General features: G+C 49.8%; 22 protein-coding genes. All 22 read left to right on the top strand.

Annotated elements, in window-relative coordinates:
• Positions 1 to 22: 22 nt before the first annotated feature.
• The 22 genes from cobT (at position 23) to cobD (ending at position 22,658) form a co-directional block, all read left to right on the top strand.
• Positions 23 to 1,072: a nicotinate-nucleotide--dimethylbenzimidazole phosphoribosyltransferase gene (cobT, locus tag DXD02_RS01210; protein WP_022462290.1), complete on the top strand. Its 1,050-nt coding sequence runs from the start codon at positions 23 to 25 to the stop codon at positions 1,070 to 1,072.
• Between the two features lie 17 nt (positions 1,073 to 1,089).
• Positions 1,090 to 1,611, top strand: coding sequence for a bifunctional adenosylcobinamide kinase/adenosylcobinamide-phosphate guanylyltransferase (locus DXD02_RS01205; RefSeq protein WP_117509027.1), 522 nt, complete (start codon positions 1,090 to 1,092; stop codon positions 1,609 to 1,611).
• Between the two features lies 1 nt (position 1,612).
• Positions 1,613 to 2,389, top strand: a complete 777-nt coding sequence (locus DXD02_RS01200) for an adenosylcobinamide-GDP ribazoletransferase (protein ID WP_055226435.1) — start codon at positions 1,613 to 1,615, stop codon at positions 2,387 to 2,389.
• Positions 2,386 to 2,793 carry a bifunctional adenosylcobinamide kinase/adenosylcobinamide-phosphate guanylyltransferase gene (locus tag DXD02_RS01195; protein ID WP_022462293.1) on the top strand — a complete coding sequence of 136 codons (408 nt, stop codon included), beginning with the start codon at positions 2,386 to 2,388 and terminating at the stop codon, positions 2,791 to 2,793. Before DXD02_RS01200 ends, DXD02_RS01195 begins: the two co-directional genes overlap by 4 nt.
• Complete coding sequence (locus DXD02_RS01190; RefSeq protein WP_022462294.1) at positions 2,786 to 3,382, top strand: histidine phosphatase family protein; 597 nt, start codon at positions 2,786 to 2,788, stop codon at positions 3,380 to 3,382. Before DXD02_RS01195 ends, DXD02_RS01190 begins: the two co-directional genes overlap by 8 nt.
• 6 nt (positions 3,383 to 3,388) lie before the next feature.
• Positions 3,389 to 4,258: an amidohydrolase family protein gene (locus DXD02_RS01185; RefSeq protein WP_207741833.1), complete on the top strand. Its 870-nt coding sequence runs from the start codon at positions 3,389 to 3,391 to the stop codon at positions 4,256 to 4,258.
• Positions 4,259 to 4,374: 116 nt separating this feature from the next.
• Entirely contained in the window at positions 4,375 to 4,944 is a 570-nt protein-coding gene (locus tag DXD02_RS01180) for a signal peptidase I (protein WP_117509026.1), read from the top strand.
• A 44-nt stretch (positions 4,945 to 4,988) separates the two neighbouring features.
• On the top strand, positions 4,989 to 5,693 hold the full coding sequence (locus tag DXD02_RS01175; protein ID WP_117760344.1) for a SipW-dependent-type signal peptide-containing protein: 705 nt from the start codon (positions 4,989 to 4,991) through the stop codon (positions 5,691 to 5,693).
• 22 nt (positions 5,694 to 5,715) lie between these two features.
• Entirely contained in the window at positions 5,716 to 6,249 is a 534-nt protein-coding gene (locus tag DXD02_RS01170; protein WP_022462298.1) for a hypothetical protein, read from the top strand.
• Positions 6,246 to 7,418 (top strand): hypothetical protein, encoded by a 1,173-nt coding sequence (locus DXD02_RS01165; RefSeq protein ID WP_118666275.1) that lies wholly within the window; start codon positions 6,246 to 6,248, stop codon positions 7,416 to 7,418. The genes DXD02_RS01170 and DXD02_RS01165 overlap by 4 nt, the downstream gene beginning before the upstream one ends.
• Positions 7,415 to 10,057 (top strand): SpaA isopeptide-forming pilin-related protein, encoded by a 2,643-nt coding sequence (locus DXD02_RS01160; protein WP_118666274.1) that lies wholly within the window; start codon positions 7,415 to 7,417, stop codon positions 10,055 to 10,057. The genes DXD02_RS01165 and DXD02_RS01160 overlap by 4 nt, the downstream gene beginning before the upstream one ends.
• A gap of 51 nt (positions 10,058 to 10,108) precedes the next feature.
• A complete protein-coding gene (locus tag DXD02_RS01155; RefSeq protein ID WP_118666273.1) occupies positions 10,109 to 10,942 on the top strand; it encodes a class B sortase in 834 nt (277 codons plus the stop codon).
• Positions 10,943 to 10,995: 53 nt separating this feature from the next.
• Entirely contained in the window at positions 10,996 to 12,696 is a 1,701-nt protein-coding gene (locus DXD02_RS01150; protein ID WP_118666272.1) for a MutS-related protein, read from the top strand.
• A gap of 134 nt (positions 12,697 to 12,830) precedes the next feature.
• Positions 12,831 to 14,003: a cobalt-precorrin-5B (C(1))-methyltransferase CbiD gene (gene cbiD / locus DXD02_RS01145; RefSeq protein WP_055226415.1), complete on the top strand. Its 1,173-nt coding sequence runs from the start codon at positions 12,831 to 12,833 to the stop codon at positions 14,001 to 14,003.
• 7 nt (positions 14,004 to 14,010) lie between these two features.
• Positions 14,011 to 14,703 (top strand): precorrin-2 C(20)-methyltransferase, encoded by a 693-nt coding sequence (gene cobI, locus DXD02_RS01140; RefSeq protein ID WP_022462304.1) that lies wholly within the window; start codon positions 14,011 to 14,013, stop codon positions 14,701 to 14,703.
• Positions 14,704 to 15,462, top strand: coding sequence for a precorrin-4 C(11)-methyltransferase (gene cobM / locus DXD02_RS01135; RefSeq protein WP_022462305.1), 759 nt, complete (start codon positions 14,704 to 14,706; stop codon positions 15,460 to 15,462). It abuts the gene before it with no gap.
• 1 nt (position 15,463) lies between these two features.
• A complete protein-coding gene (locus DXD02_RS01130; RefSeq protein WP_118666271.1) occupies positions 15,464 to 16,495 on the top strand; it encodes a cobalt-precorrin 5A hydrolase in 1,032 nt (343 codons plus the stop codon).
• Positions 16,492 to 17,223 carry a precorrin-3B C(17)-methyltransferase gene (gene cobJ / locus DXD02_RS01125; RefSeq protein ID WP_022462307.1) on the top strand — a complete coding sequence of 244 codons (732 nt, stop codon included), beginning with the start codon at positions 16,492 to 16,494 and terminating at the stop codon, positions 17,221 to 17,223. The genes DXD02_RS01130 and cobJ overlap by 4 nt, the downstream gene beginning before the upstream one ends.
• Positions 17,216 to 19,195 carry a precorrin-6A reductase gene (gene cobK / locus DXD02_RS01120; RefSeq protein WP_117801002.1) on the top strand — a complete coding sequence of 660 codons (1,980 nt, stop codon included), beginning with the start codon at positions 17,216 to 17,218 and terminating at the stop codon, positions 19,193 to 19,195. The genes cobJ and cobK overlap by 8 nt, the downstream gene beginning before the upstream one ends.
• Complete coding sequence (locus DXD02_RS01115) at positions 19,192 to 20,601, top strand: cobyrinate a,c-diamide synthase (protein ID WP_117509017.1); 1,410 nt, start codon at positions 19,192 to 19,194, stop codon at positions 20,599 to 20,601. The genes cobK and DXD02_RS01115 overlap by 4 nt, the downstream gene beginning before the upstream one ends.
• Entirely contained in the window at positions 20,598 to 21,563 is a 966-nt protein-coding gene (gene cbiB, locus DXD02_RS01110) for an adenosylcobinamide-phosphate synthase CbiB (protein WP_118666270.1), read from the top strand. Before DXD02_RS01115 ends, cbiB begins: the two co-directional genes overlap by 4 nt.
• 48 nt (positions 21,564 to 21,611) lie before the next feature.
• Complete coding sequence (cobD, locus tag DXD02_RS01105) at positions 21,612 to 22,658, top strand: threonine-phosphate decarboxylase CobD (RefSeq protein WP_118666269.1); 1,047 nt, start codon at positions 21,612 to 21,614, stop codon at positions 22,656 to 22,658.
• Positions 22,659 to 22,668 lie beyond the last annotated feature (10 nt).

The raw sequence follows: 22,668 nt of genomic DNA, 5'->3' as shown, positions 1-22,668 counted from the left end.
CGAAAGAAGGGGCGAACAAAAGATGACATTACAGGAAACAATCGAACAGATCCATCCGCTTTCGAAAGAGGCGATGGATCGTGCCAAGGCTCACTGGGACGGCATTGCAAAGCCGCTCCACAGCCTCGGAAAGCTGGAGGACGTGCTCATCCAGATTGCCGGAATCACCGGAAAAGAGGAGATTTCGATTGAAAAAAGAGCACTTCTGACGTTCTGTGCGGACAATGGCGTTGTGGAAGAAAACGTGACGCAGAGCGGTCAGGAAGTGACAGCGACAGTTGCGGAAAATTTTCTGCAGGAGAAGGCGACAGCAGCCATTCTCTGCCGCGGTGCGCATGCGGATCTGTTTCCGATTGATATCGGAATGGCGCGCGATACGAAGGTTCCGCGGTATAAAGTTGCGTATGGAACAAAAAATATGGCAAAAGGTCCGGCGATGACAAGGGAAGAGGCCGTTCGTGCGCTTGAAACAGGAATCGCCGTGGCGGAAGAAAAAATTGCGGCGGGCTATCAGCTGATGGCAACCGGTGAGATGGGCATTGGAAATACGACGACGAGCAGTGCAATGGCAGCCGTTTTCCTGAATCAGCCGGTTCCGGAACTGACGGGACGGGGCGCCGGGCTTTCGAGTGAAGGTCTTGCGCGGAAAATTGCAGCGATTGAAAAAGCAATTGCCATCAATCAGCCGGATCCGTCCGATCCCATCGATGTGCTGGCAAAGGTCGGCGGTTTTGACATTGCCGGCATGGCGGGTGTCTTTCTTGCAGGGGCTGCACATGGCGTTCCGGTTGTGATGGACGGCTTTATTTCCTGTGTGGCAGCGCTTCTTGCTGCACGGATTGCACCGTTTGCAAAGGACTATATGATCGCTTCGCACGTATCGAAGGAGCCGGCGGCGCATCTGCTGCTTGCAGAGCTTGGAAAAGAAGCCTTCCTGCACTGCGATATGTGTCTGGGCGAGGGAACGGGCGCCATCATGCTTTTCCCGATTCTGGATCAGGCAAATGCCGTATACCGCGGCATGGCGACATTTGACGAGGCACAGATCGAAACGTATGTGCCGCTGACTTAAAAAAGGCAGGTGAAACGATGATACATCTGGTTACAGGCGGCAGCGGCAGCGGAAAATCGGCGTATGCGGAGCAGTGTATTCTGGATTTTGGCGGAACACGGAGGGTTTATATCGCAACGATGCAGCCGTTCGGTGCGGAAGGGCAGGCGCGTATTGCACGCCACCGGAAGATGCGCGCGGCAAAGAAGTTTTCGACGATTGAGTGTTATACGAATTTAAAAGAAGTGGAGCTGGAACCGGGAAGCGATGTGCTGCTCGAATGTATGTCGAATCTCACGGCAAATGAAATATTTGATCCATCCGGGGCGGGAAAAGCGCGGACGGAGGAGGAAATTCTTGCGGGCGTTTCCCGTCTGGCCAATCAGGCGCGGAATCTGGTTCTGGTGACGAATGAAATTTTTTCGGACGGATACCGATATGAGGAGGAGACGATGGAATACCAGCGGATCCTGGGAAACATTAATGTACGTCTGGCAGAGATGGCGGACTGTGTGACCGAGGTTGTGTATGGGATTCCCGTCAGAATAAAAAAAGAATAAGATGAAAACGATATGGAATAATTTTAAAGTGGCGTTTGCCATGTACTCGAAAATCCCGATGCCGCCGGCAGACTGGGAAAAAGAGAACATGAAATATGCGTTGTGTTTCTTTCCGTGGGTCGGACTGGCTGTCGGTGCAGTTTCGGCGGTGCTTTTCTGGCTGCTGCAGCAGATTGGCGCGGGAAGCATGCTGCGGGCTGCAGTGCTGACGGCAGTTCCGGTTCTGGTGACGGGCGGCATTCACCTCGACGGCTATCTGGATACGATGGATGCGTTAAGTTCCTGGAGAGAAAAACAGCGCCGACTGGAAATCTTAAAAGACCCGCACGCCGGAGCATTTGCGATTATTATGGGATGTCTGTATTTTGTACTGTACGCGGGCGCAGCCGGAGAACTTGTCTGGAAGATTTTTCCGGCGTATGCATTTGGCTTCGCAGTTTCGAGATCGTTCAGCGGTCTTTCGATCGCGTTTTTTCCAAATGCCAATCCGAAAGGAACAGCGGCAGCGTTTGGCATGAGCGCAGAGAAAAAAAGAACGGCGGCGGTGCTTGTTGTGACGATTTTTGCCGTGACGGCGCTCTCAGCTTCGTTCTGCGTCTGGGCGGCACTGGATGTACTGGTTGTATCGGCACTGGTATTCTGTTATTATAAATGGAAAAGCAGTAAGTATTTTGGAGGAATTACAGGAGATCTCGCAGGCTATTTCCTTTCGCTCTGTGAGCTGGCACAGCTCCTGTCTCTTGTGGTACTTTCTCTTGGAATGGAGAACTGGAAATGAAATTAGTAATTGGAGGGGCTTTTCAGGGAAAGCTTGACTTTGCAAAGAAGATGACCGGAAAAGAAACAGGATGGGCCGATGGGGCAGCAGTTTCGAAAGAGGAGCTGTCGGCATGTTCCGGCGTATATGATTTTCAGGAACTGGTCCGCAGATGGCTCCTTCTGGAAGAGGAGACCGGGACTGCACCGGAAGCAGAACTGGAAGAACTGCTGCAGAAAAATCCGGAAATCTGCATTGTTACGAATGAACTCGGTTACGGAGTGGTTCCGATCGAACCCTTCGACCGGAAATGGCGGGAAAAGACGGGGCGCATCTGTACGGAGCTGGCAGCAAAGGCTGATTCGGTAACCCGTGTGGTGTGCGGAATCGGAATCCTGCTGAAAGGTGAGGAAAAACATGATTAAAATTGCAATGATCCGCCATGGAAAAACCTATGGCAATACATTAGGACGGTATATCGGCGTGACGGATGAACCACTGTGTGAGGAAGGGAAAAAAGAGCTGGAACAGCGGACGATGGATACCGTTGAGCTTCTGTTCGTCAGCCCGCTGAAACGGTGTCTGGAAACGGCAGACATTCTGTATCCGTATGCCAAACAGGTCAAAATCCCGGAATTTGCAGAGTGCAATTTTGGTGAGTTTGAGAACAAAAATTATCAGGAATTAAAAGATAATCCGAAATACCAGGAGTGGATTGATTCCATGGCGACGCTTGCCTTTCCGGGCGGTGAGAGCCCGCAGCAGTTCAAGGACCGCTGCATCGCCGGCTTTGACAAGATGGTGGATACGTGTATCCGCCGCCATTACCGTAACGTGGCGATGGTGGTGCACGGAGGCACGATCATGAGTATCCTTGAGCAGTACGGCGTGCCACAGAAGAGTTACTATGACTGGCGAGTAGAAAACGGCTGTGGATATCATCTGTATCTCTCGGAGCAGAACTGGAAAATGGGCCGCAGAGAAGCTGTGGTGGAATCGGAGATAAGGCGGTAAACAAAAATGGTGACAGCAGAATGCCATGCCCATATTTTTATGGACGGTGTGGATTACAAAAAGGCGGCGGCAGCGCATGAAAACGGCCCGCGGGAGGATCTGATCCGGGAACATCTGGCGGCGTATCAGAAGGCAGGGATTTCCTATGTGCGTGACGGCGGAGATCCGTACGGGGCGGGTGTTCTTGCACGGAGCCTTGCGCCGGAGTACGGGATCACATACCGCACACCGGTTTTTGCGATTCACAGGGCGGGCCGTTATGGAAAAATTGTCGGACGCGCATTTTCAGACGGGAAAGAGTATTGCGCGCTTGTGCGTGAAGTACGCCGTGCGGGCGGAGATTTTATCAAGATCATGACGACGGGAATCCTGGATTTCGCGACAAAGGGGCATGTGACCAGTGAGCCGCTTTCCAGGGAAGAGGTTTTTGCAATGACAGCTGCGGCGCATGATGCGGGGCTTTCTGTGATGGCGCATGTGAACGGCGCACAGGCTGTGATGGATGCGGCAGAGGCAGGCGTGGACTCGGTTGAGCACGGGAACTTTCAGAATGAAGAGAGCATCTGCTGTATGGCAGAGCATGCAACAATCTGGGTGCCGACAATTGTGACGGTTTCGAATCTTCTGGAGAACGGCAGATATCCGGCTGAAACGCTGGCGTGGATTTTTGAGACGCAGAAAAAAGGTCTGCAGCTCGCATTTGAAAAGGACGTTGTGCTTGCGGCGGGAAGTGATGCCGGCGCATACGGCGTACTTCACGGAAAAGGAATCCGGGAAGAAGAGAGTGTAATGCGAAAAATCCTTGGGGCAGAAAATGGGCAGGAGCTGGAAAAGCGGCTTGCGTTTGGAGAAAAAAAGATCCGGGAAAAGTTCTGAAAATTTTCTGCGTTTCAGGCTTTAGAAAAAATTTAGAATTAAACGGGCAGACAATGCTTGCGCTTTCGCCCGGACTATGGTAAGTTTAAATCACTTTTACAAGAACTTTAGAGAAAATGAAACAGGGATATTCTGAGACAGAGGGTAAATGCTATCCTCTGTTTTTTGCGTGCAAAAATGACAGTCTGGATGTCCGCATCGACGGAAGGGAGCAAATGAAAGCAAAAGGAAAACTGGGGCTGCAGGGCTTTCTTTCCTTCCTTTTTCTGGCGGCGGGATGGTATCTGATGCAGTATTTCTGCGCCTATGTCGTACTGTCCGGGTCCATGGAACCGGAGATCCCGACGGGATCTGTTGTGGTTGTGGATGGACGGAAGAAGGAATGGAATCCGGGGGATGTGATTACCTACCGGAGAGGAAATATGGTGGTGACACACCGGATCGTGGAAAAGAGCGAGGAAGGATACTGTACTAAGGGGGATGCCAACGCGGAGGAAGATGCAGGCATCGTTTTGGAAAAACAGGTGATCGGGAATGTGATCGTAGCTCTTCCCTGGCTTGGCTTTGGTATTATCTGGCTCCGGCAGAGAGGAACACTCTTTTTTCTGGCCGTGGGAGCGGTGATGCTTTTTACAATCCGGCAGCTTTGGCACGGTAGAAAAATCATGCAGGAAAACAAGTTATAAAAAGAATTAGCAAAATTATTTAGGAAAACAGGAGGAATTGATCTATGAAAAAACAGCGGAAAATCGTATTCTGGGCAGCATCACTGCTTCTGACAGGAGCCCTGGCAGCGGGCGGAACACTGGCGTATCTGACGGATAAGGATTCTGTGACGAACCAGTTTGTTGTGGGAAAAGTAGATATCGAAGGAAATGAACCATCGTACGCACCAGATCCGGACGGAAAGACCAATCATATCGTGCCGACCCAGGTGATTCCGAAGGACCCGCGTATCAAAAATAAAGGTAAAAATGATTCTTACGTTTATATGGATGTTTCCATACCAATCGCAAAAGTGATCGTTGCAGATACATCCGGAAACCGTTTAAACGGCGGGGCAGCCGTCGATACGGAACTGTTTTCGATGAATCAGCTTTCGAAAAAATGGGTGCTGATGTACAAGAAAAAACAGAACAATTCGATGGTATATACATATCTCTACAATGAAGTGCTCGCAGCTGGCAAAGCGACGGATCCTTTATTTACGAGCGTGACAGCAGCTAATATCGTGGAAGGGCAGCTGGATGAAAAAGAGGTCGATATTCCGATCAATTATTATGCAATCCAGGCGCTGAATACCGGTGAGGGAAGTACGGCTGCCGAGCGGGCAGCAAAGGCCTGGGAGAAGTATGTAAATCAGAATAATGGGCAGAAGGGGCAGGTAACGGCACCGCAGTCGGAGCCGGAACAGACAGAAGCACCTGGAATTTAAGCAGTTTTCTGGGGGACAAAAGATGAAGAAAAAGACGAAACGGCTGTTTTTCCTTGCGGGTGCGGCCGGGTGTACGATGGCGGCGGCCATTTGGCTGCTGCCGGGAACTTCGGCGTATTTTACAGATCACGAGAGTGTCTGGAATCGTATGGTGTTCGGACATAATACAAGTACTATCGATGAAGAATTTCCGACACCGACGCCCGTACCGCCAGGGAAAAGTGTGGTAAAGAGAGTAAAAATCAGAAATGAAGGTTCCGTTGCCTGCTATATTCGAGCGGCACTTATATTCAGTGAACCAATTGAAGCGATTGAGGGACTTGATACGGAAAACTGGGTAAAAGGAGAAGATGACTACTATTATTACAAAAAACCGGTTTCAGAAGGCGAAAGCACGACGGAATTGTTTACCGGAATCCGCGTTGCAAAAGAAATGGAACAGAAAGAACTTGAGGTTTCGGTCTATGAGGAATCGGTGCAGATCCAGAAGGGGAATATGGTATTTCACGGCTATCGGGAGGCATGGGATGCTTATGAGAGAGGTGGTCAGACATGAAAGGAAAACGCGTCAGGATCGGATGTGCGGCGGCAAGTCTTCTGATGGGAATCAGCGGAACGTATGCATATTACCGGAGCAGTGTTGAGACCATTAACAAAATAGCTGTCGGAGATGTAAATATTGGAATCTGGGAATATGAGGAAGACGGGGATGGAGAAAAGAAGTATGAGGGACCGGAAAACGGCATTGTACTGCCTTCCCAGGTGATTTCAAAAATTCCGCGGATCACCAATTATGCTGAACCATGCTATGTCCGGGTAAAGCCTGTGTTTGATGAGGAAGAAACGCAGGATTACCGTCTGGGGGAAGAGGACCTTGGGGGAATCGAGGACGTCTGGCTGAAAGCAGGAGAGTATTATTATTATCCCAAAGTGCTGGGAAAGCAGGAATCTGTCGATTTTTTCCGTACAATCACCATTCCATCTGCGTGGACCAGTGAGGCGGAGGGACAGGTGCTGTCCGTTGAAATCCAGGCGGAGGCCGTACAGGCAGCGAATGTGATGCCGGATTTTACGGCAGAAGCTCCGTGGGGAGAAGAACTGGAAATTGAACAGTGTGTCCACGAGGCGGATAATACCGTTTCGGAGGTTTCGCAGCAGAGCTTCCTCACCGTTTCGTACGAAGGAGCAGCGCGGAATCTGATCTTGGCACCCGACAATTTCTTTCGGAACTTTCCAGTGCTGATGCCGGGAGATGAATGGGAAGATACGTTCACACTGGTGAACACGACAGCAAGCCGTGCAGAATTTTTTCTGCGGACGGAACTTCCGGAAGAACTCAGTGAAACAGAAAAAGAACTGCTTTCCAAGGTGAAACTGGAAATACGAGAGGGAGACAGCGTGATTTATGAAGGTGATTTAGAGAGTGAGGGACTATGGGCAGCAAAAAGTCTTGGAATATGCAGTCCAGATGAACGGAAAGAAATCTGTTTTTCAATCCGTGTGCCGTCAGAACTTGGAAATGAATGGGCACTTCGGAAAAGCGGGGTAAAATGGATTTTTTCTGTCGAAGGAGAAGATCTGCCGCAGGAAGAAGGCCCCTCTATCTGGCACAGCGCGCCAAAAACAGGTCTGCGCGATCCGTCAGCAGCGGTCCCCATTGGAATTGCCGTGACAGGAGCCTTCCTGTTTCTTACCGCGGGCCGGTCTGAAAGGAGGAAAGAATGAAAAGAGCAAAGAAAAGCTTCTGGTTTCTCGCAGGAATTCTGCTGTTGTTGGGATTTTGTTTTCGGGAAGATGTTCTGGCTTCGAGTCTTACGAGTCTTCCTTCTCTTTCGAAAGCCGGAATCGGAGAAGTTGTATCATCGGACTCTGTTATTGACGGCCGATATGATTTTACCCCGCTGATCGGAAGTGAGACAAAAATCCGTTTTGGAAGTACAGATGGAAGTACCTGGGACAATCTGTTCTGCAAAAACGGAGAGAGCCATTCGAAATGCTGTTCCACATGGTGGCCGGCGGCCGATGTGAAGGGATGGAGTAATCTCCGTTCCTTCACGCCGCTGGAGTCGAAAAAAGGAAAAATGTATGCGGAATATACGAATGTTGGAGAGTGCCACGGGGAAAATATAACGATGCGGATCTGGCTGGAAGACTGGCAGAACACGGTTGTACCATCAGGGTATGAGGACGTGGATGCGGTAGTCGTGGCGATTGACCACAATAAGCCGGTCATTGATATTAAAGGTCTGCTCTGGATCAAGGTACGGTTTGCTTATTACGACAGTAAAGGAAATCCGCTGAATGTGAAAGGATATTTTACACTTTCAGATCTGGACTTTAAGCAGGGCTTTTATCTGGCTGATGAGACAGAACATATCTATCTGACGAAGGAGGCAGATGCCAGAATCGTCTACGATGCCAGAACAGAAGCGATCTGGTCGGCAAGACGCGGCTCTGAGCCGGACGGTGGAACAACTCCGGAAAATTCGGAAGGCTGGGTTACATTTACCTTTGAAGGAAATTCCCAGACGATGATTTTCTATGATGGAGGCACTAACGACGCGGTAACTGGTCCCGGCGGCGGAGTGAAAGCACCGAAAAAATGGCCGGATAATTTTGTAAACGATACTTCCAGTACGTACAACAACTGGCATGGAGCATCCCGGGAAACGGGAATAACTGTTGTGCCGTGGAATACTTCGGAATTTGGTTACACAGCGAACGTTCCCTGTCATCTGTCGAAAGTAGGAGATCTTGTAGTGAAAAAAATGGATGCAGAGACAAAAGAAGCTATTTCGGGTGCAGAATTTACCGTGTACCGCTGGAAAAACAACACCTGGAGTGAATTCAAAAAGATGAACTGGGTGAAAAAAACGGGTTCTTATCTGCTGGAGGGAATTCTGGATACAGACAGTGAAAATGGAAAATTCCGTGTTGTGGAGACAAAGAATCCAGCTGGTTATGCAGGAAGCTGGGAGCAGGAATTTTCCATTGACAAGGAAGGCATGCAGACGATCCATCTGGAGGCAGAAAACACAAGAAAAACAGGCTCACTGAAGATAAAAAAGACGGAAGAAAACTCAGGGAAAGCACTTTCTGGTGCAACATATCAGGTGATTGCGAGCGGAGCAATTACAACGGTAAACGGAACAGTGCTGTTTCCGGATCAGGCGGTAGCAGCTGTGCTGAAAACGGATGAAAATGGAGAGGCGTTCAAAGACGGGCTGGAGTACGGAACGTATCTTGTGCGGGAAACGGCGGCTCCAAATGGATATGTGCTGGATCCGACGGAAAAGAAAATAACGATCGGGGAACAAAACGCACAGATCACACTGACGTTTACAAACTGGAAGAACCGTTTTGTTCTGCAGAAAGTAAGTCAGGGAGACGGAAAAGTGCTTCAGGGAGCAGCCTTTCATATCTGGACGAAAGATGGAAGTTTTGATGAGACAAAAAAGACGGATGCAAATGGAAAAATTGAGCTGACGGGACTTTTGGACGGTGTCTGGTACTATCAGGAGACAGCATCTCCGGAGGGCTATCTGCTGGACAGCACATGCCGGGAATTTGTGGTAGAAAACGGAAAAATTGACGGTAAATCGGAACTGTCGGTGACGGTCGAAAATGATGGAACACATCTGACAATTGAAAAAATAGATGCAGAGAGCGGAAAACGAATTTCCGGCGCAAAGCTGGTATTAAAAGATATGGATGGAAACCGTGTGGACAGCTGGATTTCAGGAGAAAGCGGCCCGCATGAACTGGAAAAATTAAAGTCGGGTTCTTATGTCCTTGTGGAGGAGGCCGCGCCGGATGGATACCTTGCGGCAGAACCGTTTTCGTTTGTGCTGGAGGCAAAACAGGAAGTGCAGACCGTGACGATGAAGGATCTTGCATGTGAAACCTTGACAATTACAAAGAAGATCAAGGCGGATGAGATTACATGGGCACATGGAAATCCAACGTTTCTGTTTTCCGTGAAGGGAAAGGATCTGTATGGAAAAGAACATACATACCAATGCTATCTTACGTTTACAAAAACACAGGTGGAGAAAACGACAGATCAGGACGGCTACACGGAACAGTCGGTACAGATCCGGGGAATTCCGGCAGGAAACGATTACCGGGTACAGGAGAAGAAGGTGTTGCGGTATTCGCTTATGCAGGTGACAGGTACGAAGAATGTTACCGTGAAAAAACTAGAAGAGCCGGCATATGGAAAAGATCCTGCGCGCGTCTTTTCGGTATCGGTAAATCTTTGCGGACATCCCAAAGAAAGTGAGGTTGTATTTGAAAATCAGAAATACCGCTGGGATGATTATGGACACAACAGTATTGTAAAAAACCGGATTCCGGTTGAATAACAAAACGGAAAAACATTCCACCATCGGTTCGGGTGGTGGAATGAAAACAAAATGGAGAGAGAAAAAATCAGCAGAAAAAGAAGGGGGATTGCAGTTCTAACATTGGCGGCGCTTTTTTTCTGGTATCTGCCGCAGATTCAGGTAAGCCGGCAGATTCGAAAAGAACAGGAAGAAGCGGTGGAGATGTATGTCAGAGAAGAAAAAGAAGAGAACAAAGAGGAAAACGAAAAAAGCGAAGAAGTGCAGGAGCAGGAACCGGGCAGTACAGATCAAAATCTGTTTCGGACAATTGATTTTGCGGGACTTCGATCAAAAAATAGAGAAATCTGCGCGTGGCTCTGGATTCCGGGCTGCGCCTTAGATGTTCCGGTTGCGCACGGGCAGGATAACGCATATTATCTGACACACGATGCGTTTTGCAGGGAGCGGATTTACGGCAGTATTTTTGCACCGTGTGATACACCGGAGGATTTTTCTGAACGTCACACGATTTTATATGGGCATAATATGCGGGATGGAACGATGTTCGGAGGATTGAAAAAGTATCGTGAGACGTCGTGGGAACAGGAATTTCCGTATCTGTACCTGTATTTGCCGGGTGAAGCATGGCAGTGCCGTATTTGGAGTGTGGAGGAGACGGATGCCAAAAGTGATGTTTACCGGCTGGGAGCATGGAGCGATGCGGACTGGAATGCATGGGTACAGGAAAGAAAAGAAAACAGCATTATCTTTGGCAGCGGTGAGGAAAAGGAAGTTCAAAAGATACTTACCCTTTCCACCTGCATTGGTGACGGCAGCAGTTCACAGAGACTGGCTGTACATGCGGCGGTGGAGATGATTTTTGCAACAAAATCTGGAAGGGAAGAGGGTTCTGTGCTAGAATAAGACAGAATCAAAAGACTTATGATACAGAGCAGGAAAAAGGATGGCGATAAGACATGAAAGAACTGTACACGGCAGCAGGAATTTTTGTTGTTCTGATACTGCTGGGAGTTTGGATGGTACAGAATAACAGAAATGAACAGGAAAAGAAGCTGGTACAACTGCGGAAGAAATGGGGAAAAAAGCAGGAGAAACGGACGGCACGGGAAAAGAAAGAAAAACTGGAAGCGTGTCTGAGACGAAAAGCAGGGGAAAACTTCTGCGTGGACGCGATTACCTGGAATGACCTGGATCTCGATGCGGTTTTTGACACAGTTGACCACACAGTGTCGGTGTGCGGGGAAGAATATCTGTACACGGCGCTTCGGATGCCGGTCACAACAACAGAAATCAGGGAAGAGCGGGAACGGCTGATGAAGCTTTTTGCAGAGAACCAAAAAGCCAGAGAAGCAGTGCAGAAAGCACTTCTTTTGATGGGAAAAGAAAAGATGAATCCGCCGACAGAAGAAATAGCCGTACTGATGGAGGCGGAGCCGGGAGAGAAGGGGAAATATCTTCTGATGGCCGGTATTGCTGTGCTTGGAATTGGACTGCTGTTTGCACTGCCTCCGCTGGGTGTGGCTGTTCTGTTTGCTTCTATGGTCGGCAACGGACTGATGCATGGAAGGGAGAGCAAAAAGCTGGAGAGTGCATTAAAAGCGTTTGGCTGTATCCTGCGGCTGCAGCGGACAGCCAGGGAACTTGGAAAAGAAAAAATTTCCGGACTGGAAATGTATCAGAAGCGTCTGGAAGAACAGGAAAAACAACTCCGTCCGATTACAAGAAAATGCAGAACACTTGTGAATACGAAAGAATCGCAGGGCGGTGCAGCAAACATGATTTTTGCATACTTTCACACGTTCTTTCTGCTGGATCTGATCGAGTATTCTTCGGTTGTTTCCGGAGTGAAATCGTATGAAAAAGCGATTCTGCAGATGGCAGAGGATCTTGGACTCCTGGACTTTGCACTGTCTGCAGCATCGTACCGGGAGAGCCTTTCGTATTACTGCCGGCCGGAATTCCTGGATGAGAAAAAGGCGGGCTGTCGGATCGATGTGGAGGAGCTTTATCATCCGCTTCTGACACATCCGGTGGCAAACAGTCTGTATGCGGAGGGCGGAATTCTGCTGACCGGCTCGAATGCGTCGGGAAAATCCACATTTATGAAAAACATGGCAGTGAATGCAATTCTGGCACAGGCACTGAACACGAGTCTTTCGAAGCGGTACCGCGGTGTTGTGTGCCGGATCATGACATCCATGGCACTCCGCGATAATCTGGCACAGGGAGAGAGTTACTTTGTTGTGGAAGTAAAATCTTTAAAACGGATTCTGGAGGCAAGCCGTGAAAAAACACCGCTTCTGTGCGTCATTGATGAGGTGCTGCGGGGAACAAACACGACGGAGCGGATTGCAGCGTCAGAGAATGTGCTTGCTGCCCTGCGCCGTGCAAATGTGCTCTGTCTTGCAGCAACACATGATACTGAACTGACGTATCTGCTGGAAGATCTCTACACCAATTATCATTTTGAAGAGCAGATTACCGCGCAGAGTATTTCCTTCCCGTATCGCCTGGAACAGGGGCCGGCAAGAGGAAAGAATGCGATTGCGCTGCTTGGAAATATGGGAATTGATGAAAAAATTGTAAAACAGGCAGAAAGAAGAGCTGCGGAGTTTGAAGCAACAGGAAGCTGGGAAAAGAATAAGTTTCTGAGATAGAAAAACAGCCGGGAAAAATTGATCTTTTTTGAAAAAATATGCGAAAATGGTTCAGCATTTTTTCATTGTGTGTTATGATAAAATAGATCGCGTGATCCGGCAGAAAAACCGCCGGATCTGTTAAGGAGAAAAACATGAGCAGGACAGGCTTGGAAGATGCATATATTATGCGCGGCAGCAAGAAACTCCGCATGGGATATACGACGGGTTCCTGCGCTGCAGCGGCAGCGCGGGGAGCGGCGTTTATGCTGCTTTCCGGGAAAGAAATACAGGAAGTGAAAATCCATACGCCAAAGGGCATTGTTCTGAATCTGGAATTGCTGGATATCCGGAGAAGTGCCGAAAAAGTAAGCTGTGCCGTCCGAAAAGACGGCGGGGATGATCCGGATGTGACAGATAAAGCATTGATTTACGCGGAAGTGACGTTTGGAACAGAAGAGGGAATTGTAATCGATGGAGGATTCGGCGTCGGGCGTGTGACAAAGCCGGGGCTGGATCAGCCGGTCGGAAACGCGGCGATCAACCATGTACCGCGCCAGATGATCCGCGAGAATGTGGAGGAGATTCAGAAAAAACTCGATGATTTCCGCGCACTGCAGGTTATCATCTCCGTACCGGAAGGGGAAGAACTGGCAAAGCATACATTCAATCCGAGACTTGGCATCACCGGCGGCATTTCAATCCTTGGAACGAGCGGGATTGTAGTGCCGATGAGCGAGGAGGCGCTGATTTCCACGATCCGCGTCGAGATGGAAATGCGGAAAGCACAGGGTGACCGCGTCCTTCTGGTGACACCGGGAAATTACGGACAGGACTTCTTAAAAACGTATCCGTGGGTCCGTGCAGACCATTCCGTTAAGTGCAGTAATTACGTCGGAAAAACACTGGAATTTGCAGCTGAGCTCGGCTTTGACGCCATCCTTTTTGTGGCACATCTTGGAAAATTTGTCAAGGTGTCCGGCGGAATTATGAATACCCATTCCCATGAGGCAGACTGCCGTGCGGAGCTTCTTACGGCGCAGGCGGTGCGTGCAGGGGCGGATCTTGCACTGGCAAAAAAACTGCTGGAGACCGGAACGACGGAAGAAGCGGTGCAGATTTTAAAGGAAGCAGGATGCCTGAAAGAGACCATGGAAAAAGTGACAGAAAAAATTGCTTTTTACATGAATTACCATATTGAGGGCAGAGTGCAGACGGAGGCGATTGTTTTCTCAAGCAATGAGGGCCTGCTCGGGGAAACCCCGGGAGCGGGAGAACTTCTGGAGCGCCTGCGGGAGCAGGAAGAAAAAGAAAACAGAAAAGAGTAAAAACAAAATGACAGGAATTTTATTTGGAACAGGAATCGGACCGGGAGACCCGGAGCTTATGACGTTAAAGGCCGTCCGTCTGATCCGGGAAAATGATACGATTGCAGTACCAGGAGAGAAACCGGAAGAGAGCATTGCCTACCAGATTGCTGTTCAGGCAGTGCCGGAACTGGCAGAAAAAGAGCTCGTTGCTATTCCAATGCCGATGACAAAGAATGCCAAAGAACTGGAGGAAAATCACCGGCGCGGTGCAGAAAAAATAGAGGAGCTGCTGGATGCAGGAAAAAACGTAGTATTTCTGACACTCGGAGATCCAACCGTGTATTCTACCTACCTTTATGTACACAGACGGGTACTGGAAGACGGTTACGATGCGAGAATTGTAAGCGGTGTTACATCGTTCTGCGCGGCAGCAGCATCTCTTTCCGAGGGACTGGTGGAAAATTCCGAAGAACTGCATGTGATTCCGGCGTCTTATCAGATTGAAGATGCACTGGAACTTTCAGGAACAAAGGTTCTGATGAAAGCGGGTAAAAAGATGCCGGCTGTGAAACAGTTCCTGAAGGAAAAGAACTGCCGGGCGGTGATGGTAGAAAACTGCGGCATGGATACGGAACAGAAGTATTTCAGCGCGGAAGAAATCCCGGACCAGGCAAGTTACTATTCACTGATTATTGTAAAAGAAAAGAGGAAAAAATAGATGGTACATTTTATTGGAGCGGGCCCTGGAGCCCCGGATCTGATTACGGTAAGAGGACAGAAGCTGCTTGGTGAGGCGGACATTATCATTTATGCAGGTTCTCTTGTCAATCCGGCACTGCTGGATCTGAAAAAAGAGGGCTGTGTGGTATATAACAGTGCAACCATGACGCTGGAGCAGGTGATTGATGTTATGAAAGAGGCCGAAAGCAAAGGCCAGACTGTGGCAAGACTCCACACGGGAGATCCGTGCCTGTACGGTGCAATCCGCGAACAGATTGATGCGCTCGATGCCCTTGGAATCGCTCACGATGACTGTCCGGGTGTCAGCTCTTTCTGCGGAGCGGCTGCTGCCCTTGAAATGGAATATACGCTGCCGGATATCTCCCAGAGTGTTGTCATCACCAGAATGGCCGGAAGAACACCGGTTCCGGAGCGGGAGAGCATTGCGTCTTTTGCGGCACATCAGGCAACGATGGTTGTATTCTTAAGCACGGGACTCTTAGAGGAACTTTCCCGTGAGCTGATTGCAGGCGGCTATACGGCAGATACTCCGGCAGCGATCGTTTACAAAGCAACCTGGCCGGAGGAGAAGACGTTCGTCTGCACCGTTGGAACACTTGCCGAGACGGCGAAAAAGAACCAGATCACCAAGACAGCGCTGATGATCATCGGAAATGCCGTTTCCCAGGGAAATTACCGCAGAAGTGATCTGTACAATCCGGCGTTTACCACCGAATTCCGAGAGGCAGAAAAATAAGATGAAAATAGCCATAGCAAGTTTTACAAGAAACGGATGCGTCTGGAATCAAAAACTCTGTGCGGCACTGAAAAAACACAGCTGTGAAGGATATGCACTGGAAAAGTACGGGAAAGAAGCGGGAATTCCTGCGATTGCACCGTCGCTTCCTGCATGGACAGAGCGCATGTTTCAGAAAATGGATGCGATTTTGTTTATCGGGGCGTGCGGGATTGCGGTGCGCAGTATTGCACCGTACGTGAAAAGTAAAAAGACAGATCCGGCGGTTCTGTGTATGGATGAACAGGGAAAGTTTGTGATTTCATTACTTTCCGGCCATATCGGCGGAGCAAACGAGCTGACGGAAGAAGTTGCAGCTGTAACGGGTGCGGTTCCGGTCATTACAACGGCAACGGATGTCAATCACAAGTTTGCGGTCGATGTCTTTGCTGTAAAAAATCATTGTGAAATTTGTGAGATGGAGCTGGCAAAAGAGGCAGCGGCGCTTCTGGTGGACGGAAAAACGGTTGGATTCTGCAGCCGTTTTCCGGTGGAGGGAACAAAACCGGAGGAACTGATCCCGGAAGAGGCGGCAAAACCGTCGATGGGAATCTGCATTACCACATCGGAAGAGGATTCGCCATATGAGAGAACACTTCACCTGATCCCGAAGGTGATTACCGTCGGCATCGGCTGTAAGAAGAATACACCGGCCGGCCGGATTGAAGAAAAGGTTCTTGCGGCACTTGCGGCGGCCGGGATTTCTCCAAAAGCAGTTCGACAGGCGGCAAGTATTGATCTGAAAGCGCAGGAGCCGGGAATTCTGCAGCTGGTGGAAAAGTATGGCTGGCAGTACCGGACCTTTTCTGCAGAAGAACTGGAAACGGCGGAGGGGGAATTTACGCCGTCTCCGTTTGTGAAGAAGATTACAGGAATTGACAATGTCTGTGAGCGCAGCGCAGTTCTCGCCGGCGGCAGACTGATAAAGAAAAAAAAGGCAGCGGACGGTGTAACAGTTGCACTGGCTGCGGCGGACTGGAGGGCAGTATTTTGAGTACAATTTTTGTCGTGGGCATCGGCCCCGGAGCATATGAAAAAATGACGATCGAGGCGGCGGATGCGCTGCGGAACTGCGATGTGATCATCGGCTATACCGTCTATGTGGATCTGGTAAAAGAACATTTTGCAGGAAAAGAATTTCTGACGACGCCGATGCGGAAAGAGGTGGAGCGCTGCCGTCTGGCATTTGAAACTGCGGCAGAGGGAAAACAGGTTGCTATGATCTGCAGCGGAGATGCCGGCGTTTACGGTATGGCAGGTCTGATGTATGAGCTTTCGGAAGAATGGCCTGATATTGAAATTAAGGTAATTCCAGGCGTGACCGCCGCAACGGGAGGCGCTGCCGTTCTTGGTGCACCGTTGATCCACGACTTCGCCCTGATCAGCCTGAGCGATCTTCTGACACCGTGGGAGAAAATTGAAAAACGTCTTCTGCTGGCATCGGAAGCGGATTTTGTCATCTGTCTTTATAACCCGGGAAGCCATAAGAGAGCGGATTATCTGGAAAAAGCGTGTGATCTGATGCTTCGTTACAAAGCGCCGGAAACCGTCTGCGGAATCGTAAGCCAGATCGGAAGAGACGGGGAGACGAGCCGGACCATGACGCTTGCAGAACTTCGCAATACAAAAGTGGATATGTTTACGACGGTATTTATCGGAAACAGTCAGACAAAGGAAATCCGGGATCACATGGTAACGCCGAGGGGATATCGCTATGAATAAAGTAATCGTCTTTGCCGGAACGACGGAAGGCCGGGAAATCTGCAGTTTTCTGAAGAAATATGAGATTGCATCCCTTGCCTGTACGGCGACAGAATACGGCAAGTGCCGGATCGAGGAGGGCGGTGCCCTGACGGTTCGAAGCGGAAGACTGACAGAAGAAGAGATGGAACAGCTTTTTGGCGAAGAACAGCCGGAAATGGTTATCGATGCAACCCATCCGTATGCCGATCTTGTGTCGGAAAATATCCGGTCTGCATGTGAAAAAGCAGGAAAAACGTATCTTCGGCTGCTGCGGCCGTCGCTTGCGGCAGATCCATCCTGCGTCATGGTCGATACGACAGAAGAAGCGGTATCGTATCTGGCGGGTACAGAGGGAAAGATTCTGGTGACAACAGGAAGCAAGGAACTCGCAAAATTTGCAGAGCTTCCGGATTATAAAAACCGTGTGTATGCCCGGGTGCTGCCGTTGCCAGGCGTAATTGCATCCTGCGCGGAACTTGGATTTGATGCCGCACATACCATAGGCATGCAGGGACCGTTTTCTATGGACATGAACGTTGCAATGCTGCAGTCGTTCCATGCCGAATGGATGGTAACGAAGGAATCCGGAAGAAACGGCGGCTTTGAAGAAAAAATTGAGGCAGCCAAAAAGGCCGGTGTCCGTGTCGTTCTGATCGGCCGTCCGAAAGAGGAAGAAGGACTCTCGGAGGACGAGGTCAAGCGGTATCTCGTTGAAAAATTTGATCTGTCCGTGAAACGGGACGTCGTGATCGCCGGAATCGGACCTGGTGCAGAAGCACAGATGACGCTGGCGCTCGTAGACGCGTGTGAGCAGGCGGATGTGCTGATCGGTGCGGGACGCATGACAAAAGCAGTAGAAAAATATCAGAAGCCAATGCTTGCAGAATACAGCCCGGAAAAGATTTACGAGTATCTGAAGGCGCACCCGGAATATGAAAAGATTGTTCTTCTGCAGTCGGGTGATGTCGGCTTTTACAGCGGAGCAAAGAAACTTCAGGCCGTCCTTGCGGAAGATGCGGATTTTTCTGTCCGTGTAGAGCCGGGAATTTCTTCGCTGGTTTATTTCTGTGCCAAAATCGGAGTGTCCTGGGAGGATGCAGCATTTGTGAGCCTGCACGGGCAGCACTGCAACTTTCTGGAGACGGTCCGCCGAAACCGGAAAACTCTGGCGATCGCCGGCGGAAAGGGCAGTGTCAGGGAAATCTGCCAGACGTTAAGTTCGTACGGCTGGGAGCAGATTGTGCTACATGTGGGAACGGATCTGTCGTATCCGGAAGAACAGATTGTGACAGGAACCCCATTCGAACTTGCTAAAATGGAGTTTGCTCCGCTTGCGGTTCTTCTGTTTGAAAACCCGAATCCGGAACCGGAGTTTACAGCCGGCATGGCAGATGAAGTATTTCTGCGTGACAAAGTACCGATGACCAAGCGGGAAGTGCGCAATGCATCTCTTTCTCATCTGCAACTTTCTTCGAATTCTGTTGTCTATGATATTGGATCGGGCACAGGTTCTGTTTCGATTGAGATGGCGCTTCGTGCAGCACAGGGAAAGGTATATGCGATAGAAAAAAATCCGGCAGCCGTTGCACTTCTGCAGGAAAATAAAAAGAAATTTGCAGTGGATCATCTGGAAATTATTGAGGGAACTGCACCGGAAGCACTCGAAGCACTCCCGGTTCCGACGCATGCATTTATCGGCGGGTCTGCCGGAAACTTAAAAGAGATTCTGGAACTGCTCCTGCGGAAGAATCCGAACATCCGCGTGGTATTAAATACAGTAACCGTGGAAACATTAGCGGAGGCAGCATCGTGTTTCAAAAAACTTGCGTTTGAAGAGCCGGAAATCGTCTGCCTGCAGGCTTCCAATGCGAAAAAGGCCGGAAGAAGCCATCTGATGATTGCCCAGAATCCGGTTTATATCTTTACAGCCCAGGGAGGTGCCAAAGAATGAAAGCACCAAGAATCATGCTGGCAGCAGGAAGGAGCGGAAGCGGGAAAACGATGATCACCTGCGGACTGCTCCGTGCACTGCAGCAGATGGGAAAGCAGCCCGCAGCGTTTAAATGCGGCCCGGATTATATCGATCCGATGTTTCACGAACAGGTAATCGGCGCCCCGTCGTGTAATCTGGATCCGTTTTTCACAGAGGAAGAAACAACACAGTATCTGTTCTGCAAACATGCAGCGGGTCATGACATTTCCGTATTGGAAGGCGTTATGGGGTATTACGACGGTCTTGGCGGAATTTCTACCAAAGGCAGCGCCTACGATCTCGCCGGTATGACAAAAACGCCGGTTCTTCTGGTTGTCGATGCCAAAGGCATGAGCGTTTCAGCGCTTGCCTTTATCAAGGGATACCTGCAGTACAAAGAGGACAGCAGGATCGCCGGTGTAATCTTTAACCGGATGTCAGAGATGCTGTACCGGGAGATCGCGCCGATGGCGGAAAAAGAACTTGGCATTTCCTGTGTCGGCTTTGTGCCGGAACTGAAGGAATGCCACTTAGAAAGCCGCCACCTCGGCCTTGTGATGCCGGATGAGGTGGAAAATCTGCAGGAGCAGGTCAATCTGCTTGCAGAAACACTGCAGAAGACACTGGATTTTGAAAAAATTCTTGCGATTGCAGAAGGGGCAGAAGAGCTCTCGGGAAAAATGCCGGAAGTCCTGCGTAAGGTGACAGAAAGCGAAGCAGCCGCCAAGGTGCGTGCTGCGAAGCCGATTCTTGCCGTTGCAAAGGATGAAGCATTCTGTTTCTTTTATCGGGATAATCTGGAGCTTCTCGCGTCGCTTGGAGCCAAAATCGAATATTTTTCGCCGCTTTCCGATGCGGAGCCGCCAAAGAATACAGACGGATTTCTGTTCTGCGGCGGCTACCCGGAGCTGCACGCAGAAGAGCTTTCGGAAAACCAGACCATGAGAACGAAGATCCGCGATAACATCCGTCAGGGAATGCCGGTTCTTGCAGAATGCGGCGGTTATATGTACCTGTCAGAATCCATGGAGGATATGGATGGAAATGTGTATCCTATGGTACAGGCTGTTCCGGGAAATGTTTACCGGACAAAAAAGCTGGGAAGATTCGGCTATATCACCCTCACGCCAAACACGAAGGATACCTTTCGGAACGGCGGAAATCCGGTGCGCGGCCATGAGTTCCATTACTTTGACAGCACAGACTGCGGAAGTGCATGGCATGCGGCAAAACCGCTGCGGAAGCGGAACTGGGAATGCATTCATGCGACAAAACGGATGATGGCGGGATTCCCGCATCTTTACTATATGGCAAGTCCGCACCTCGCACTGGAATTTCTGGAGCAGTGTGTCTCTTACCGGAAAGAACAGGAGAAAACAAGATGAAAACAGCATTAGCAGCCCTGATTGTGGGCTATGGATTGGACCTGCTGCTTGGAGATCCCTCCTTTTTGTACCATCCGATCCGTGTGATCGGAAATCTCATTGCCCTGCTGGAAAAATGGCTGCGGAAGGTATTTCCGAAAACGCCAAAGGGAGAGCTTGCCGGAGGAGTTTTTCTCGTGATCCTCGTCTGTCTGGCGGGATACGGTGTTCCGGCACTGCTGCTCTTTGCGGCATTTAAAATTCATCCGGTCATCGGCTTCCTTCTGGAGGTTCTCTGGTGCTGGCAGATTCCGGCAACGAAATGCCTGAAGGATGAGAGCATGAAGGTCTATCAGAAATTAAAAGAAAACGATCTTCCGGGGGCGCGCTATGCGGTTTCCATGATCGTAGGACGTGATACGGAAAATCTTTCGGAAACAGGAGTGACGAAAGCTGCCGTGGAAACGATCGCGGAGAATACGTCGGACGGTGTCATTGCACCGCTCCTCTTTCTTGCCATCGGCGGACCGGCATTAGGCTTTCTGTATAAGTCCATCAATACCATGGATTCCATGGTGGGATACAAAAATGACAAATATCTGTATTTTGGACGGTGTGCGGCAAAGCTGGATGATGTCGTCAATTACATACCGGCGAGAATCAGCGCATGGCTGATGATTCTTGCGTCTGCATGCGAGCGCATGAACTGGAAAAATGCAGAAAAAATTTACAAACGCGACCGTTACTGCCACGCCAGCCCAAATTCTGCGCAGACAGAAGCAGTTATGGCAGGGGCGCTGGAAGTACAGCTTGCCGGAGATGCCGTGTATTTCGGCAAAGTCGTAAAGAAACCAACGATCGGCGATGACATCCGCCCGGTCGAGGCGGAAGATATCAAAAGAGCAAATCATCTGATGTATCTGACCTCGTTCCTCGGACTGGTGTTCTTTGCGGGAATCCGCGCGATCTTTTTATTTCTGTAAAAAGAGAAGATAGAAACACAACGGAAAAGAGAAAGGAAGGCATATGGTATGAGACAAAATCCACATGGAGGAGACATTTACACGAAAAAATGCAGAGTCGATTTTTCTGTGAATGTCAATCCTCTTGGAGCTCCGGAAAGTGTGAAAGAGGCGGTGAGAAAGAGCGCGGAATCGGTGGAACAGTATCCTGACGCACTGTGCCGGGACCTGACCCGGGTACTGTCGGAAAAGGAGCAGCTTCCAGAAGAAAATATTCTGTTTGCAAACGGCGCCGCGGAGCTTATTTTTGCCCTGACACAGGCTCTCCGCCCGAAAAAAGCGCTGATTGCAGCGCCGGGATTTGCAGAGTATGAAGCAGCACTTTCAGCGGCAGGGTGTTTTATCCGTATGTATCTGCTGCAAAAGGAAAAAGGCTTTCTTTTACAGGACGATTTCTGCGATGATCTGACCGACGATCTGGATCTTGTTTTTTTATGTAATCCAAATAATCCAACCGGCCTTACGATTCCGCAGGAACTTCTTTTAAAGATCCTGGATAACTGCCGGGAGCGTAACATCTATCTGGTGCTGGATGAGTGTTTCATAGAATTTCTGCCGGAGCCGGAAAAAGTGACGATGCAGGGAAAACTGGACGAATATCCGAATCTGCTGATTCTGCGTGCGTTCACAAAGATTTACGCAATGCCGGGCCTGCGTCTTGGCTATCTGCTCTGCAGCGACGAGGATCTGCTGGATCGGATCAGCCGCAGCATGCAGTCGTGGAATGTTTCGATTCCGGCGCAGATGGCAGGCCTTGCCGCCCTGAACGAGGATGCTTACGTCAAAGAAGCACGGGAACTGATCGGAAAAGAACGCGCCTGGATGAAAGCAGAACTGGAAAAAGCAGGTCTTACCGTATGGGATTCCTGTGCAAATTATCTGTTCTTTGAGGGACCGAAAGGACTTGCCGCACGGCTGGAAAAAGGCGGCATTCTGATCCGCGACTGTTCCAACTACCCGGGCCTTGCCGACGGATATTACCGTGCAGCCGTACGCACACATGAAGAAAACCAGATTCTGACAGAAGCCGTTTCACAGATTCTGCAGTGGTTTTAGGAGGAAAAAC

This window comes from Blautia sp. TF10-30 (assembly GCF_003481245.1).
Classification (GTDB): Bacteria; Bacillota; Clostridia; order Lachnospirales; family Lachnospiraceae; genus Fusicatenibacter; species Fusicatenibacter saccharivorans.
The sequence above is the reverse complement of the archived record's forward strand: the minus strand, read 5'-3'. Positions and strand labels throughout refer to the sequence as shown.

Excerpts from the sequence above, each read along its gene's own strand:
- cobM (WP_022462305.1), top strand. The coding sequence starts at position 14,704 with ATGGTACATTTTATTGGAGCGGGCCCTGGAGCCCCGGATCTGATTACG.
- DXD02_RS01175 (WP_117760344.1), top strand. The coding sequence starts at position 4,989 with ATGAAAAAACAGCGGAAAATCGTATTCTGGGCAGCATCACTGCTTCTG.
- DXD02_RS01195 (WP_022462293.1), top strand. The coding sequence starts at position 2,386 with ATGAAATTAGTAATTGGAGGGGCTTTTCAGGGAAAGCTTGACTTTGCA.
- DXD02_RS01170 (WP_022462298.1), top strand. The coding sequence starts at position 5,716 with ATGAAGAAAAAGACGAAACGGCTGTTTTTCCTTGCGGGTGCGGCCGGG.
- DXD02_RS01200 (WP_055226435.1), top strand. The coding sequence starts at position 1,613 with ATGAAAACGATATGGAATAATTTTAAAGTGGCGTTTGCCATGTACTCG.
- DXD02_RS01160 (WP_118666274.1), top strand. The coding sequence starts at position 7,415 with ATGAAAAGAGCAAAGAAAAGCTTCTGGTTTCTCGCAGGAATTCTGCTG.
- DXD02_RS01190 (WP_022462294.1), top strand. The coding sequence starts at position 2,786 with ATGATTAAAATTGCAATGATCCGCCATGGAAAAACCTATGGCAATACA.
- DXD02_RS01130 (WP_118666271.1), top strand. The coding sequence starts at position 15,464 with ATGAAAATAGCCATAGCAAGTTTTACAAGAAACGGATGCGTCTGGAAT.
- DXD02_RS01205 (WP_117509027.1), top strand. The coding sequence starts at position 1,090 with ATGATACATCTGGTTACAGGCGGCAGCGGCAGCGGAAAATCGGCGTAT.
- DXD02_RS01150 (WP_118666272.1), top strand. The coding sequence starts at position 10,996 with ATGAAAGAACTGTACACGGCAGCAGGAATTTTTGTTGTTCTGATACTG.
- DXD02_RS01165 (WP_118666275.1), top strand. The coding sequence starts at position 6,246 with ATGAAAGGAAAACGCGTCAGGATCGGATGTGCGGCGGCAAGTCTTCTG.
- cobK (WP_117801002.1), top strand. The coding sequence starts at position 17,216 with ATGAATAAAGTAATCGTCTTTGCCGGAACGACGGAAGGCCGGGAAATC.
- DXD02_RS01155 (WP_118666273.1), top strand. The coding sequence starts at position 10,109 with ATGGAGAGAGAAAAAATCAGCAGAAAAAGAAGGGGGATTGCAGTTCTA.
- DXD02_RS01115 (WP_117509017.1), top strand. The coding sequence starts at position 19,192 with ATGAAAGCACCAAGAATCATGCTGGCAGCAGGAAGGAGCGGAAGCGGG.
- cobI (WP_022462304.1), top strand. The coding sequence starts at position 14,011 with ATGACAGGAATTTTATTTGGAACAGGAATCGGACCGGGAGACCCGGAG.
- cobD (WP_118666269.1), top strand. The coding sequence starts at position 21,612 with ATGAGACAAAATCCACATGGAGGAGACATTTACACGAAAAAATGCAGA.
- DXD02_RS01180 (WP_117509026.1), top strand. The coding sequence starts at position 4,375 with ATGAAACAGGGATATTCTGAGACAGAGGGTAAATGCTATCCTCTGTTT.
- cbiB (WP_118666270.1), top strand. The coding sequence starts at position 20,598 with ATGAAAACAGCATTAGCAGCCCTGATTGTGGGCTATGGATTGGACCTG.
- DXD02_RS01185 (WP_207741833.1), top strand. The coding sequence starts at position 3,389 with ATGGTGACAGCAGAATGCCATGCCCATATTTTTATGGACGGTGTGGAT.
- cbiD (WP_055226415.1), top strand. The coding sequence starts at position 12,831 with ATGAGCAGGACAGGCTTGGAAGATGCATATATTATGCGCGGCAGCAAG.
- cobT (WP_022462290.1), top strand. The coding sequence starts at position 23 with ATGACATTACAGGAAACAATCGAACAGATCCATCCGCTTTCGAAAGAG.